This window comes from Klenkia sesuvii (genome assembly GCF_037083825.1).
Lineage (GTDB): Bacteria > Actinomycetota > Actinomycetes > Mycobacteriales > Geodermatophilaceae > Klenkia > Klenkia sesuvii.
The window spans coordinates 16994-31162 of record NZ_JBAPLU010000014.1 but is presented as its reverse complement, the minus strand read 5'-3'; the positions used below and the strand labels follow the sequence as shown (position 1 = coordinate 31162).

The window sequence follows — 14169 nt, the reverse complement described above, 5'->3', positions numbered from 1 at the left end:
CCCGGCCCCGACCGGACGACGGGGGCGCCGATGACCGACGCCCCGGCCGACTTCGCCGCGATCTGGGCAGCCGCCGCGCAGGCCGGGGACGACGCGGCCCGGCTCGCGCTGCTCCGCGGCGCCGACCTGGCCCTGCCGCTGCCCCCCGAGGGCGCACCGACCTGGCCGCTGGCCGAGCACGACGGCCGCACCTGGGTGACCGTGTGGACAGCGCCTGAGCTGCTGCCCGACCCCGCCGGCCGGTGGTGGCGCAGCTCGTTCGTGGAGCTGGTGCACGCCTGGCCCGACCTGCGCTGGGGGTTGGCGGTCGACGTCGGCTCGCCGCACCCGTTGCTGGTCGAGCCCGGCGCCCTCGTGCGGCTGGTGGTCCCCGACCCCGCCGACGAGCTCTCGGCCGACCCCGGGCGGGCCATCTGGGTGCAGCAGGTCGTGCCCCCCGGCCGTGTCGGCCCGCTGCTCGGCGCGGCCCGGGGCCGGGTGAGCGGGGTGGTGCACCGCTGCGACGACCTGGCGCACATCGGGTCGCCGACCGTGCTGCTGCGCGCGGTCGGGCGGGCCGGTGACGAGCAGGCGCTGATCCCGGACCACGGCTCCCTGCACGTCCTGCGCTGGCCGGTGTTCGGCGCGCAGCTGTACCGGGTGGCGCGCGGTGGTCGCGACGTCGAGCAGCGCGACGCGGTGGCCGGTTGGCTGGTCGAGCCCGCACCGTTCCGGGGCAGTGGTCTGGCGGCGGGGGCCGTGCCGGTGCGGGAGTACCGGGTGGACGACGTCGCGCTGCCGCACGGCGCCGCGGTGGTGGAGCTCGACGTCCGCGGCGGGGAGCACGAGCGGGCCCGGTGGGACGCCGTGCGCGGGGTCTGGCAGCTGGTGACCGCGGGGACGGCGGCCGCGCCGGGCGACGTCGGGGGGCCGGGGGCGGTGTCGTGAGCTGGTCGGCCCGCTGGGGTGGGGAGGAGTTCACGGCCGCGCCCGAGCTGCGGGTGGACGGCTGGTGGGTGTGGCTGTCGGCCCCGGTTGCCCGGGAGGGCTTCGCACCGTTGACCGGCGACGGCCCGTGGGTGCGGGCGGTGCCGGTGGCCGAGTGCGGCGCCGTGCTGCACCGGCGCACGACGGCGCGGTGGCGCGGGGTGCCGTGCGTGGTGGTCGGGGAGAGGTCGGAGGGCTACCTGCTGCAGGACGCCTGCGGTGACGCGCCCGCGGCCATTGCCCTGGGGTTCGAGGTGACGGAGCCCGGGGTGCGGCAGCGGTGGGTGCCGCGCGGTGAGGTGGAGCAGCTCCAGGTGGAGGTCCGCACTGTCACGGGCTGACGGGTTCCCCGTGCGACCGCGGCCGTCGTGCTCCAGCGTCCGTCACGGGCTGGCCGCCGCCCCCGACCCCTGACGGCGGCGGGCCTCGGCCCACTCGGCGCGGCGGCGGGCGCGGTCGGCGGCCCGCAGCTCGGCCGGGGTGGGCGGGGTCTCCGTGGCGGTGCGGCCGCCGAGTTCGCGCCCCGCCGGGTCCACGGCCCGGGGCGGGGTGCCGGTGTGGGCGTGCGCCGGGGGTCGCGCGCCGGTGGCCCGGTGCCGGCCGGGGGTCGTCCGGCTGGGTTGGGCGGCCGGGGAGCTGGTCGGTGCCTGCGCAGCCTCGGCCCGGGCCGCCGCCGGCGTCGACGCGTCGGCCGGGGGGACGCGGGTGGCCAGGCGTGGGTCGGGGGAGTGGGCCGGGCCGGGTGCGCTGCCGGGGAGCTCGACGGCACCCGTGGTGCGGGCCGACCGCAGCGCGGCGGGGATCGAGGGGTCGGCATCCCGGTCGGGCAGTGGGCCCGGTGGGGCCGGAGCGGCGGCCCGCCGGGTCCGCCGGTCGTCCTCCGGACGGTGCCTGGGCCGCCCCAGAGCGGGCGGGGGAGGTTCCGAGGGAGGTGCCGTCGAGGTCGCCCCGTCGCGGCCGAGCAGGTGTGGGCCGCGGGGAGCTGCGGCCCGGTCACCCGGGTGCGGGTCACCCGGGGCTCGGCCCGCCGGCACGGGTGCAGCGGGCGCGCGGCGCCCCGACAAGCCGGGAGGCGTGGGCCCGCCGGCGGGTCCTGCGGGCTTGCGGCCGCCGCCGGGGCCTGGGGGCAGGTGCCCGCTGCCCGGGCCAGCGGGGACCCGGCCGTCACCGGGGACGGCGGGCAGGCGACCACCGCCGGGCGCGCGGTTCCCGGGGGTCTCGGGTGCGCCGGTGCGGGGCCGCGGGGAGCCGGGCAGCGACGGCGGGGGAGGTGCCGACGCGGCGGACGACGCCGAACGGCCTGGTGGCCGCGCCGCGGTGCTCGGCGGCAGCCCGGGAGTGCCCGGCGAGTGCGGCGAACCGCCCCCGGCGGCCGACGGGGGTGTGGCCGGGAGCGCGGCCCGACCCGTGAGCGTGGGTGGCGCTCCGAGCCGACCGGGGGCCGACACGGTCGCGGGCCCGGCCAGGGACCGGGGACCGAGCACGCCGGGGGCCGCCGGTGCGGAGGGCGGGGCGGGTACGTGCCGCCCGGCGAGGATCCCGACCCCGCCCGCGACCCCGACCCCGACCCCGACCCCGACCCGGCTCCCCACCCCGCCGGCCGAGGCCGACGACGACGCAGCGGGTAGCGGGGGCAGCACCGGCACGGACACCGGACTGCGCACCGCCGCCGGCGGCACTGCTGGCGTGGTGGGCACGGGAGGTGCGGTCGCCAGGGAGAGCGCGGCGGCGAGCGTCGCCGCAGAGGGCGCGGTGGGCAGGTCGGGAACGGTCGGCAGGGCGGGCGCCCCAGGACTTGCTGCCATGGAGGGCATCGCCGGCACGGGGGGCATCGAGGGCGTCCACCGGCCGTCTCGGAGGGCGAGGAGGGCCTCGTCGGACGGGATGCCCGCGTTCACCGGCCCCGCGTAGACCGGTCCGGCTGCCGCGAAGGCCAGCGCGGCTTCGGCATACCGGTTGGCGAGCGGGTTCACCACCAGGTCGAGCGCGCGGATGGTGTGGTGGCGCAGGTTCACGTACACGGCGTCTGCGCCTGCGGCTTGCTCGCGCCACTGGGTGCGCTGCTCGAGGGTGAGGTTCGGGGGCGGGGTCAGCAGCACCCCGGCGTCCGCGATGAAGTCGTCCCAGATGCTCTGCAGGACGATCTTCTTCGCGGCGACGAACGCGGCGAGGTCGAGCATCTCGTAGCTGCGCCCGATGGCGACCTGGCTCCACCGGTCGAACGAACCCACGGCGTCCTCCACCCGTTCGGCCAGGAGCGTGGCGGCGTCGGACTGCCAGCTGCCGGACAGCGCCGTCATCAGCTGCCTGAGGTGCTGCCCCTGGACGGAGAACTGCTGGCCGAGGGCGTTCCACCCCTCCGCCGCGGCCGTGATGCCCTCGTCGTCCTCGAGCATGACGCGTTCGTAGATGTCCTTGAGGCCGAGCAGCCGGAAGTCGCCCTCGGGGCCGGTGGGCACCTGGGTGGCCGGCACCGAGTACCCGCCACCAGCACCGTCGGTGCGGAACGCAGGCACGGTCAGTCGCCGCTCGTGGCGAGGGTCGGGGAGGACCTGGGCGCGGCTACCGAGCCGAACCCTGGTTCGACCACGTCGGCAGGGTCGATGTACGGGACGTCGTCGGGGTCGGCCTGCACGACGTCGCTGTGGCCGTGGTCGTCGACCTGCACCACGTACGGGATGTGGAACTGCTCGGACCGGGCCGCCGCCTCCGCGACGGCCTCGTCGTACTCGGCGCGGGGGGAGTACTCGTCCTCGGCGCTCGCACCTCCGGTGCCGCCCGAGACGAAGGCGTTGTGCGTCAGCACCTCGTTGACGTAGCGCGAGTACTCGGTGCTGGGGGCACCGTTGCCGACGGTGGCGCCGCCCATGGCCGGGGGCGGCGATGCGGGGCGGCCCGCGGCGTCGACCTGGTTCTGGAAGCGGTGCGCCTCGCCGTCCGTCGTCGTGCCGCGGTCGAGCTGGTTCAGGTAGCGCGCGGTCTCCCGCGCGGCGGCTGCCGCCGCGGCCTGGGCCTCGGCCTCGGCGGCTCGTCTGGTCGCGATGCTGGGTTGCCCCGGCGGAGGGTTCAAGGCACTGGTCACCGCGGCCATCTGCGCGGCCTGGTCGGCGTCGGCGTGGCGGTACTGCTCGGCCACCGCGGCGGCCACGTAGCTCAGGGCGAGGAGGCCGTCGCAGGTGTCGCTGACCAGCTGCCGCGCGGCGTCCAGCGCAGCGGTGTGGCCGGCACCGGCCCAGACCGCTTCCTGCATGCCGCTGCCGCCGATGGCGGCGAGGCCGGCGGGCATGAGTGCCGACGCGGTGCCCGTCGCGTAGCCCTGCAGGTCGGCCGTGAGGGCGGTGGCGAACTCGAGGAGGGCGTCGGGGTCGACCCGCGTGCTGTCGCTCATGCGTCCTCCTCGGTCACCGGGAACCTCCCGCTCCGGAACCCTAGGCGCGCCCAGCGGTCGGGCCAAGCCCGTCCGGCGGCCTGTGGACAACGGCATAGGACCTGCTCAGGGGCCGGTTTCACCCGATCGCGCACATCCGGACCCGGCGGACACCGGTTACCGTGACGCCCCACCGCCGTCCACGAGCCGGAGAGGACCACCGCCGTGACCGAGCCCGACCGCCGCCAGCTCGACGGCTTCCGCGCCTACTCCGAGCAGTTGCAGGTCAAGCTCGGCGCGTTGGTCGAGCAGGGCCCCGAGCTGGCCCGGCGCGCCCGCGCGGTGCAGGCGACCGAGACCTCGCCCGACGGCCTGGTGTCGGTGACGGTCGGCCCGCAGGGCCGCGTCGTCCGGCTGGACCTGGACCCCCGCATCTACCGCAACCAGGACGCCCGGGCCCTGGCCGACCTCATCACCGAGACCATCGAGCACGCGGTCTGGACGGCGGAGGACCGGGTGGTCGAGATCATGTCCGGGGTGGCCGACGGCGAGCAGGTGCGGGCGATGATGAACGGCGACGACGAGCAGGTCGCGGCCATCGTCGACGACCAGCTCCGCGGCCGCCGCTGACGCCGTGACCTGCTGGAGCGGCTGATGGAGCACCCCGACGACGTCATCAACCCGTTCATCTGGCTGGGCGCCGACGGTGACGGGGTGTGGAACGACCTCCTGTCCGCGGTCTTCGCCGGGTCGTCCTGGCCCGAGGGCAGCGAGACCGCGGTCTGGGACCTCGCGCAGGAGTGGGTCGACCTCGCCGACGGGCTGAGCGGTGCGTCCGAGGGGCTGCAGGCCGCGGCCGCGGAGCTGCTGGCCGCCTGGGACGCCCCGGCTGCCCGGAGCTTCGACGACCTGGCCCGCACGCTGCTGGGCTCGCCGGAGTTCGGGTTGCCCGGGCACATCCGCAACGCGGTGGCGATCGCGCAGCAGACCAGCGGGTTCGGGGTCGAGCTGCAGTACGCGAAGGTCTCGGTCAACGTGGCCGTGGCGGTGGCCGCGATGGCGGTGGTCATCGCGATCGTCATGGCCTGGGCCGGTGGGCTGTCGCTGGCGGGGCTCGGGTCGATCGCCCAGGCAGCCCGGCGGGCGGTCCTCGCGGCGCTGGAGAAGCTGGCCTCCGCGGCCGGCCGGAAGGCCCTGGTCGAGAGCGTGGGCCGCGCCGTCGTGGAGCAGACGACCGCGCTGGCCAGCCGGGTCGCGGCGCACTCCAGCGGGCACCACCTCGTCCACGAGGTCGTCGAGGAGGTGCTCGAGGAGCTCGTCATCGACGTCACCACGCAGTCGTGGCAGGTGTCCGAGGGCACCCGCACCGACTGGAACGGGCTGTACACCGTGCAGGCGGCGCTGGGTGGGGGGTTCGGCGGTGCGGTCGGCGCCGGTCTGGTGGCCCCCGTGTTCGCCCGCTTGCGGACGACGCCGCGCGTCTCCGCGATCGCCGGGCTGGGGGCCGGCGGCCCGCGGATGGCGCGGGTCGGCAACTTCGGGATCCGGCACACCGGGGGTCTGGTCGCGACCGCGAGCACGAACGCGGTGGCGTCCCCGGCCGGCGGCATCGCGGCCAGCCTGCTGACCGGGCAGGGATTCCCCGCGCTGGACGCGGCGGCGTTCGGCATGGCGGCGCTGGGGGCGGTGGGCCGGTACGGCACGGTCAGCCCCACCAACCCGGCCGTGCTCTCGGCCGCGGTGCACCCGGTGCAGACGCTGACCCAGCTGCACGTCGACGCACTGGCCGGCCACCTGGCACAGCAGGAGATGAAGGCCGCCCAGTCAGTGGGGACCCCCGTGGCGGCCGGGTCGGTCTCGACAGGTCACGGGGCGGCGTCGTCGTCCTCCCCCGGACGGACGGCGGTCGCGAGCGCCGCCGGGGCCGGCCCGGTCAGCGCGCCGGCGGGCGGGGGGACGGCGGCGACGACCGTGCGGACGGCGGCGCCCGCTGCCGCTCAGCCCGCTGCCGCGACGGCGTCCGCTGCCGCGACGGCGTCCGCTGCCGCGCCCTCGACGGCGCCGGGGACGACGTCGGCCTCTGCGTCCCCCGCGAACCAGACCTCGTCGACGGTGTCCACGTCCCCGACGGCGGTCGCGTCCTCGACGGCGGTTGCGTCCTCGACGGCGGTTGCGTCCTCGACGGCGGTTGCGTCCCCGACGGTGTCCACGTCCCCGACGGCGTCCCCCGCGTCGACGAGTGCGTCCTCGCCGTCGTCGGGCTCCCCCGCCGGGAACGCCACGGCGAACGCGGGCCAGGGGAGTGCTGCGCGGCCGGGGGCGACGTCGGGCAGCGCGGAGGCGGCGTCGCTGTCGGCCGCCGAGCAGGTGGGCACGGCGGCCGACGTCCAGAGCGTCGAGAGCACGGCCGACGTCCAGACCGTCGAGAGCACGACCGACGTCCAGACCGCGGAGAGCGCGGCCGACCCGACCGCTCCGGAGTCCTCTGCGTCGGGGACGCCGGTGCGGGCGGACCGGATCGGTGCCTCCCTCGACCGGTTGGCGGCCGAGCTGACCGCGGTGTCGGCGGCCAACGGCGGCGCCCCGGTCAGCCGGGCCGACGTGCAGCAGGCGCTGGTGGACCAGGCCACCCACGCGGAGGCGCAGCGGTCGGCGCGGGTGCAGGCTCGGGCGTTCGCGCTGGAGGAGCTGGCGGCGCGCCGCGCTGCCCGTCTTCCGGCCTCGCCCGGCGGCACGAGCCCCGGCGCGGGCACTGGCCCATCGGGCGCGGCGCAGACGCCTGCGCCGGGTGGAGTCGACGAGCCGGGTGGTCGTCAGGTCGCTCGACCCGCACACGGTGGAGACACCTCGACGCCTGCAGGTGATGATGCAGCTGGACGGGCGGGGGCCCTCGCCGACGTGCCGGGGCGTCAGCAGGACCCTCCGGGCCCACCCCCGGAGGCCGGCACGAGCCCCGAGTGGGATGCCTTCGGGGCCGCACCGGAGTTCGTCCAGCGCGAGGTCCAGCTGCACGTCGCGGCGGTCGACCAGCTGGCCGCCGAGGTGCAGACCGCCCTCCAACGGTCCATCGCGCAGGTGGCGGCCGACGAGCACCTGCCTGCCGCCGAGCTCATCGGGGTCGAGCACCGGGTCAAGACGCCGCACTCGATGCTGCGGAAGATCACCGGTCTGCTGCAGAAGGGCCGCACGATCGCGGCCGCCGTCCGGGCGCAGGACGACGTCCTCCGCTTCTCCGTGCAGACCCACCCGACCGGCTACGACCGCACCGTCAACGGAGTGCTCGACGACCTGCGGGACAGCGGATGGACCGTGCCGCCCCACCACGACTCGGCCGACGACCCGCACCCCGACTGGCGCAACAAGTGGGTGCCGGGGAACCAGTACCACGGGTTCGCGGTCATCCTCACGCACGAGGCCACCGGGCAGCGCATGGAGGTGCAGTTCCCGACCCCGGAGTCGGCCTCGCTGGGCAAGAAGACCCACACGTCGTACGAGGTCTGGCGCAACGACTCCAACGACGCCGTCACCCGTGTGATCCACCTCGGGCTGATCCTCGACCTCGTCGAACAGGCGGGTGTCGAGCAGAACTTCCCCGAGGGTGTGGACCGGCTCGGACCTGCCTACGACAACGGGCCGAACAGGTCGCTCGGCGACTCACAGGAGCTGGTTCAGCAGTTCGTCGCGCTGGCAACCAAGCGGGCGGGCTCGCCAGCAGCGGCACTCAACCGTGGTGGGGTATCACCGGACACGGTAGGGCGTCTGTTGGCCGCTGTTGATGCGACTGTCAGGTCTTCTGGCGACGAGCGAGTAGAAGGAGATCCACATGGCGGACATCGACGATCCGGACCATCCGGGCTGGGCGCTCTGGGAGGAGGCCCGGGAGCAGGACCGCTTCACCTGGGAACTGGCGAAGCAGTCGAAGGAGGGGACGGGGCTGCCGCACCCGCCGTACGAGCCGTTGCCGGACATCCCGCCGGCGGGTCGGCTGGACGCCCTGGTGATGGGCGCGGTGGAGGAGTACCGGAGGGCACAGACGTTCACCTACTGGGTGACGAAGTGGGACGGCCAGTACCCGGGAGTGGTGGCGGAACGGAACGCGTCGGGTCCGAGGCACGGGGCGGTGCTGTACGACGGGTTCCGGGGCGGGGGGTGGATCTTCGACCCGAAGCAGCTGTCGGAGATCCGGCATCAGGCGTTCCAGGAGCCGCACTGGACGCTGACCCGGGTGAGCCGGGAGGAGGCCGAGCGGGTCGAGGCCGAGCAGGGCAGGACGCTGCCGAGCGTGGAGCGCCTGCTGGAGATCTGCGAGAACCGGATCGGGGTGCTGTACGGGTCGAGCGCGACGCCGGAGGACCGGGCGGCGCAGGGCTAGCGGTCGCCGAGGTCGGTCAGGACACCCAGGCCGCGCTCGACCGGGTGCTGCGGGGCGTCGAGCCGACCTGGTCCGGTCAGGACGGCGAGCAGCGCGCCGTGGAGCTGGAGTTGGCCGACGGGTCGTCGATGGTGGTGACGTCCGGGCCGAACAGCCTGGCCACCACCGATCCGGACCGCCCGTTGCAGACCTGGGCCACCGGGCACGTGCACCTCGAGGACGGCCCGCTCACCCCGGCTGCGGCCACCTTCCTGGGCGACCTGGGGGATGCACTCCTCCGCCCCGTGGACGGCGGCCCGTCGTCGATCTGGCTGGCCCAACGGGTCGGGCTGCCGCCCACGCACCGCATGAGCGGCTGGGGACGGGCCGAGCCGACCAGCGGCGACTCAGCTGCCCTCGTCTGGGATGCCGCCCAGGGCTGGGTGGCCGACGGACCCGAACGTGCCACCGTGGTCGGTCACGTGTTCGTCCCGGTCGGTCGCTTCTCCGACGACCAGCTGGGCAGGGTCGCCGAGCTGGGTGCCGGCGAGGTGCTCGACGCGGTGCGACGCACCGGCGACGCCGAGGGCGCAGCAGCGCGCGCCTCGATCGAGGGGCACGGCACCATCGACGAGGCCACGGCCGGACGCCGCGCGCAGGAACGTTCGGTGCTGCAGACCGCCGCCGAGCGGCTGGCAGCCGCTTCGCTCGTCCCGGCGGTCGAGGCGTTCCTCCGTGAACCGGTCGTCGCCATCCACACGACCGGTGGCGAGGGTGCCCCGATCGCGGTCCGGACGGCGACCGGGTGGACCCTCGTCGGGCCCCTGTCGGCACGGTCGGCGCCATTGCCCGGGAGCGCACCGGGCTCCGGCCCGCAGTGGGGCACGCCGGCGGCGACGGAATCGGTCCTCTCGGACGTCGCCGCGACACCCGGCGCGGATGACGTCGCGGCGCAGCTGCGCGGCGCGCAGAGGAGCGATCATCTGCAGGTGCTGTCCGCGACCCCGGCTATCACAGGCACCGAGCACGTGGGCACCCGCATCACGGAGTTCGCGTCGCCGATGCCGGTCCAGGGCGGAGCGGGCACGTCCGACGGCAGTCCCGACTTCTCGCAGCCCTACCCCGCTGCCGGGTCTGGTCCGGTGCCGCAACCATCGGATGCGGGGGTGGGGGCCCACGGGCTGTCCGACGCGGCTCCTCAGCGGGTCGTGGATCAGTCGACCTTGTTGATCGCCGGTGCGCAGCCGGTCTTCGAGCGCGCCCAGCGTGACCTGGTGGCCGAGACGGGTCCGCGGCAGGAGCTGGTGGGGTTGGCGCACGGCGTGAAGCCGCTGGCTGCCCTGGTGCGCAAGATCAAGCCGTCTCTGCAGGCCGGGCAGACCCTGTCGAGGGCCGTGGCCGATCTCGACGACCTGGTCCGCTTCTCCGTGCGCACCGATCCGGATCGGTATGGCCAGGATGTGTTGGCTCTCCTGGCAGGGCTCCGGTCCGCAGGGTGGACGGTGCCCGGACCGGAGCGGCCGCACCCGGACTGGCGCAACACGTGGGCGGTGGGCAACCGTCATCTGGGCCTGCTCGTGGTCATCTCCGACGGTGTCTCCGGTCAGCGGGTGGAGCTGCAGTTCCCCACCCCGAAGTCACGATGGGTTGCTGAGCTCACCCACCGGTTCTACGAAATTTTCCGAACGGTCGAAACCGACGCGGTCGACCGCGTCGTGGCGCTGGCGCGCATCCGGTCGGTCGTGATCGAGTCGGGCATCGAGCGAGACCAGATCAAGGGTCTGGGTGACCTCGGCCCCGCAAAGGCCAACGGACCGACCGCCTTGTTCGACATGGAGCCCGAGCTGGCACGGGCTTTCGTGACCGAGTCGGGAAGCGACGATGCGGCGCGGCTGGACCTGCTGCGGGAAGCGGGCGTTTCGGATGCGGCCGCACGCGAGGTCGTCGAAGCCATGAATGCTGTGCTGAACGAAATCGCTTCTTCAGCCGAGAATGCGAGCACGTCCGATGGGGGCAGCGATGGGCACGGAATTACCGGAGTCGGGCAGCTCGGGGGAGCGAGCCCCGGCGGACCACCCGGGATGGGCGCTGTGGCAGAAGGCCCAGGCGGACCGTCTTCGCCGCTGGGAGGAGGGGCGGGAGTTCTCGGCCCTGATGGGGCGGCCGGAAGCGCCGAGACCTCAGATCACCGAGGATCCAGGGAAGGCCCACCTCGACGAGCTCGTGGCTCGGCAGGCGGAGAAGGTCGAGGAGTCGAGGCGCTTCCGGTACCGGGTCGCGGTGTGGACGGGTCAGGGGATCACGCAGGTGATCGCGACGCGGAGCAACGTGCGGGGTGGCCAGGAGTCGGTGCTGCACGACGCCATGAGCAATCGATGGGTCTACGACCCGGCGAGCGTGGGGGAGATCCAGCACCAGGCGGGCACCGAGGGGAAGATCGCGATCCGTCCGGTGTCCAGGCAGGAGGCCGAGCAGGTGGCCTTGGCGACCAAGGGGTCACCTCTGCCGCCGGAGGAGGAACTGCTCCGGATCTGCGAGCAGCGGCTGGGCTGATCGACGCGGCCGGGCGTTTCGTGCCCGGCCGGCAGGCAGCTGACGCGTGGCGCTTCCTGATGCAGAGCGTCACCGGCGTGGTGATGAGCACGATCCGGCACGGCAGCCAGCTTTCCACGGAGATTCGTCTGCGCGACGGCTCGTCGGTCGGTGTGCTGACCGGGCGCAGCTCGTGGGCTCGACCGGAGTCCGATCGGCCGGTCCAGATGTGGGTCAGCGGTGAGTTGGTCCTGGACGACGGTCCACTGTCCCCGGCGGCCGCTCGTTTCCTGGACGACCTCCGTACCGCGCTCTTCGCCGCAGGCCCGGACGCGGTGCCCGGGTACCGCGGGGGGCCGCTCTCCCAGTGGCTGGCGCAGCGCGCGACCCTCGACCCGAGGACCCACCACATCGAGCCCGACGGCACGGCCCGCCCGCTCCACGATCTCGGGGAGGTGCTCGTCTGGGATGCAGTGCAGGGCTGGGTCCCCGCGCGGACGGCGGGTGACCTGGCGACAGTGGTGGCCCAGACGTTCATCCCGCGCTTGGCCACGGAGGGACTGCACGCCGAGGGCACCGTCGCAGCCGTCATGGAGGCCGCCGCCGAATTGCCTGGCGCCCTGGTGGCCGGGCGGACCGCAGAGCTGCAGGCTGCGACGACGGGCCCGCTCGGCGACGGGCGGCTGGACGCCCGCGACGCTCTTGCCTTCGCCGCGGACATGGTGTCGTCCGCGGCCGTGCCGTGGGCCCTCGCCGAGCTCGTGGGCGTCCGCGCCCGCCCCGTGTTCACGGTGGGCGGCCGGGTGCTCGTGGAACTGGCCGACGGCGGCATGGCAGTGGTGGCGGAGGCGACCAGCGAGTCCGCAGTGCTACCCGGGAGCCGCCCCGGCCTGATGCAGGCGGGCACCACGGGAGATCTGGGCAGGTTCCGCAATGAGTTGTGGCGCGCCCCCGGTGGCCGGGTGGCAGCCGAGCGGTTGACCCAGGCCCTGGCGGCTGGGCGGGTACGAAGCTTCCGTGTGCAGGGCGTCGTGTCGGCGTCGGGTTTCGCCGGCACCAGGGTCATGGAGTTCGCGGTGCAGCGTGGTGTCCCTGCAGGCGTGGGCGTGGCACGAGCCGTCGTGGACCCGCAGCGCCACTTCAGCCCGGGACCCGGTGCGGAACTCGCGATGGCTGAGGCCGCGGCGCGCGATGCCGTCCCGATCGACCCTGCGCAGCGCGTGGCCCGGGGGTTCCGGCTCTTGGGCCTGGTCAACCCGCTGGAGCGCTTCTTCCAGCCCACAGACGCAGCTGCCGTGCCCTTCCGGAACAACTGCGGCGACGTGACGAGAGCCGTTGCGGAACTCTTCCTCGGCCGCGCGGCGCGCGTCGCCCGGGGCGACAACGCGGCGAAGCTGAGCCAGGAGGGCCTGTCCTCGAAGGGCCTCAAGCCAGGCGAGCTGCCGGAGATGTACTCCCACACGGGTGCCAGCCCGAGCCACTACCTGGTCCCCGGGCCGGGTGCGACCGCGACCGGCTTCACGGGCGAGGCATGGCGCTCCGTCGGTCGCGCGATGCACGGAGCGCCGGTCGGTGCAGTGGCCATCGTGCTCGTGAACTGGTGGGGCGTTCCTGCCGGCCACTGGTTCAACGCCGTCCAGGCCGAGGACGGCCTGCATTGGGTGGACGGGCAGAGCAACAGGACGGCCCGCTGGGACGCCGGGTTCCCCTACTCGGACTCCATCGGGCTGGTGGGAGCCGTCGTCTGCGCCGGTCCGAGCGAGCCGTGGCGTGATCTGAGGGTGGTCCACGGCGGTCCGGCGTGGGGTTCGCCGGGAGCAGGACCTGCGGCCGCAGGCCCGGCGCACGGACTCGCCCTCCCGGCGCACGCCGTCGAACCGGACGACCAGGGCCGTCCTAGGCGGGCCATCGACTGGTCCCTGGCCGTGGCCATCGCGAACGCGACCGGGGCTGATTGGCCTGACGACGAGCGGTGGCTGGAGCGCCCCTTCGGTCTGGAGACGGGCACGACGACGGTCGAGGTCCGATCGCCTCGCGGTGACGTCGTGCCGGTCGGCGTCCGATGGGCGGACGGACATCCGCCCACGCTCGTCCTCTCCGAACTCCCCGGTGCAGCCTTCTGGTGGGACGTCCCGGACGCCGTCCAGCAGGCCGTCGACAAGGGCTTCTCCGCCCTCGCTCCTGCGGCAGACCGCGGATCCGTACCTGTGGTGCTGGCGCGTCGTCCGGCTCCCGGCGGCGGGGTCGACCTCGTCCGGCTCCCCGTGGACAACCGTGCAGCGGGTCCCGTCCTCGCCGGGCCGCCCACTAGGCCGTCCGGCCCCGATGCGGCGACGGCGCGGGTCGCGTTCGGGCTGGTCGACTGATCGGCAGGCCACGAACCAGGTGGGGCTCGCCAGCATGCCGATCGGCGCCTTCTGGACCTGTGACCGGCGACTGCGTGGGACGCGAGACCTCGACCTCCGAGCCGTCGGCCAGCGAGCTGGGGCGAGCACGTTCACCACCGAGTCCTGCCCCACCTGCGCCTCGCTGGTCGGTGACGGGGACGGTCACAGGTGGTGGCTGCGGAGTGCATCGACCAGCACGGTGGCCTGGTCGACGGCGCGGCGCGCGGTCTCGTGGGTGCAGTAGCCGCCGTACTGCAAGGCGGTCTTGTCGGCCAGGAGGCGGGTCAGCTTCGTGACCAGTGGCCCCGAGGCCGCTACACGCTTCAGCTGCGCGATGGCGGCGCGATGATCCTGCTCGCCGGACGTCTCGCCCAGCGCTGTGCCGCAGATGGCGTCTGCCGCGGCGATCCCGGCGAGGACGGCGTTGCTGGCCGCGACCTGGGCGACCTCGGACGGGCCCGGTGCGGCTTCTGCTGCCAGCAGCCTCTCGCGCGCGACGGTGAGGTGCTCCCTGGCCGTACCGGCTCGTTGCCGGCAGTCTGCGCTGGTCATGCGGCGCGTGCGGG

Annotated in this window: 7 protein-coding genes; 4 read left to right on the top strand and 3 right to left on the bottom strand. The window is 74.8% G+C overall.

Annotated elements, in window-relative coordinates; all coding sequences use genetic code 11:
* Nucleotides 1-30 precede the first annotated feature (30 nt).
* Together TEK04_RS13980 and TEK04_RS13975 are read left to right on the top strand one after the other, a co-directional pair.
* Nucleotides 31-927, top strand: coding sequence for an SseB family protein (locus TEK04_RS13980; RefSeq protein ID WP_336404959.1), 897 nt, complete (start codon nt 31-33; stop codon nt 925-927).
* Entirely contained in the window at nt 924-1307 is a 384-nt protein-coding gene (locus TEK04_RS13975) for a hypothetical protein (RefSeq protein WP_336404958.1), read from the top strand. The genes TEK04_RS13980 and TEK04_RS13975 overlap by 4 nt, the downstream gene beginning before the upstream one ends.
* A 42-nt stretch (nt 1308-1349) precedes the next feature.
* On the opposite strand, the gene TEK04_RS13970 is transcribed toward TEK04_RS13975, so the two are convergent.
* Together TEK04_RS13970 and TEK04_RS13965 are read right to left on the bottom strand one after the other, a co-directional pair.
* Nucleotides 1350-3482 (bottom strand): hypothetical protein, encoded by a 2133-nt coding sequence (locus TEK04_RS13970; RefSeq protein ID WP_336404957.1) that lies wholly within the window; start codon nt 3480-3482, stop codon nt 1350-1352.
* A gap of 2 nt (nt 3483-3484) precedes the next feature.
* Nucleotides 3485-4354 carry a hypothetical protein gene (locus tag TEK04_RS13965; protein WP_336404956.1) on the bottom strand — a complete coding sequence of 290 codons (870 nt, stop codon included), beginning with the start codon at nt 4352-4354 and terminating at the stop codon, nt 3485-3487.
* Nucleotides 4355-4558: 204 nt separating this feature from the next.
* Here TEK04_RS13965 and TEK04_RS13960 point away from each other — a divergent pair, with 204 nt between their 5' ends.
* Nucleotides 4559-4963 (top strand): YbaB/EbfC family nucleoid-associated protein, encoded by a 405-nt coding sequence (locus TEK04_RS13960; RefSeq protein WP_336404955.1) that lies wholly within the window; start codon nt 4559-4561, stop codon nt 4961-4963.
* Between the two features lie 24 nt (nt 4964-4987).
* The gene (locus tag TEK04_RS13955) at nt 4988-13582 is read left to right on the top strand and encodes a WXG100-like domain-containing protein (RefSeq protein WP_489753255.1); all 8595 of its coding nucleotides are present in this window, start codon (nt 4988-4990) and stop codon (nt 13580-13582) included.
* Nucleotides 13583-13765: 183 nt separating this feature from the next.
* On the opposite strand, the gene TEK04_RS13950 is transcribed toward TEK04_RS13955, so the two are convergent.
* The gene (locus TEK04_RS13950) at nt 13766-14155 is read right to left on the bottom strand and encodes a hypothetical protein (protein ID WP_336404953.1); all 390 of its coding nucleotides are present in this window, start codon (nt 14153-14155) and stop codon (nt 13766-13768) included.
* Between the last annotated feature and the right edge of the window lie 14 nt (nt 14156-14169).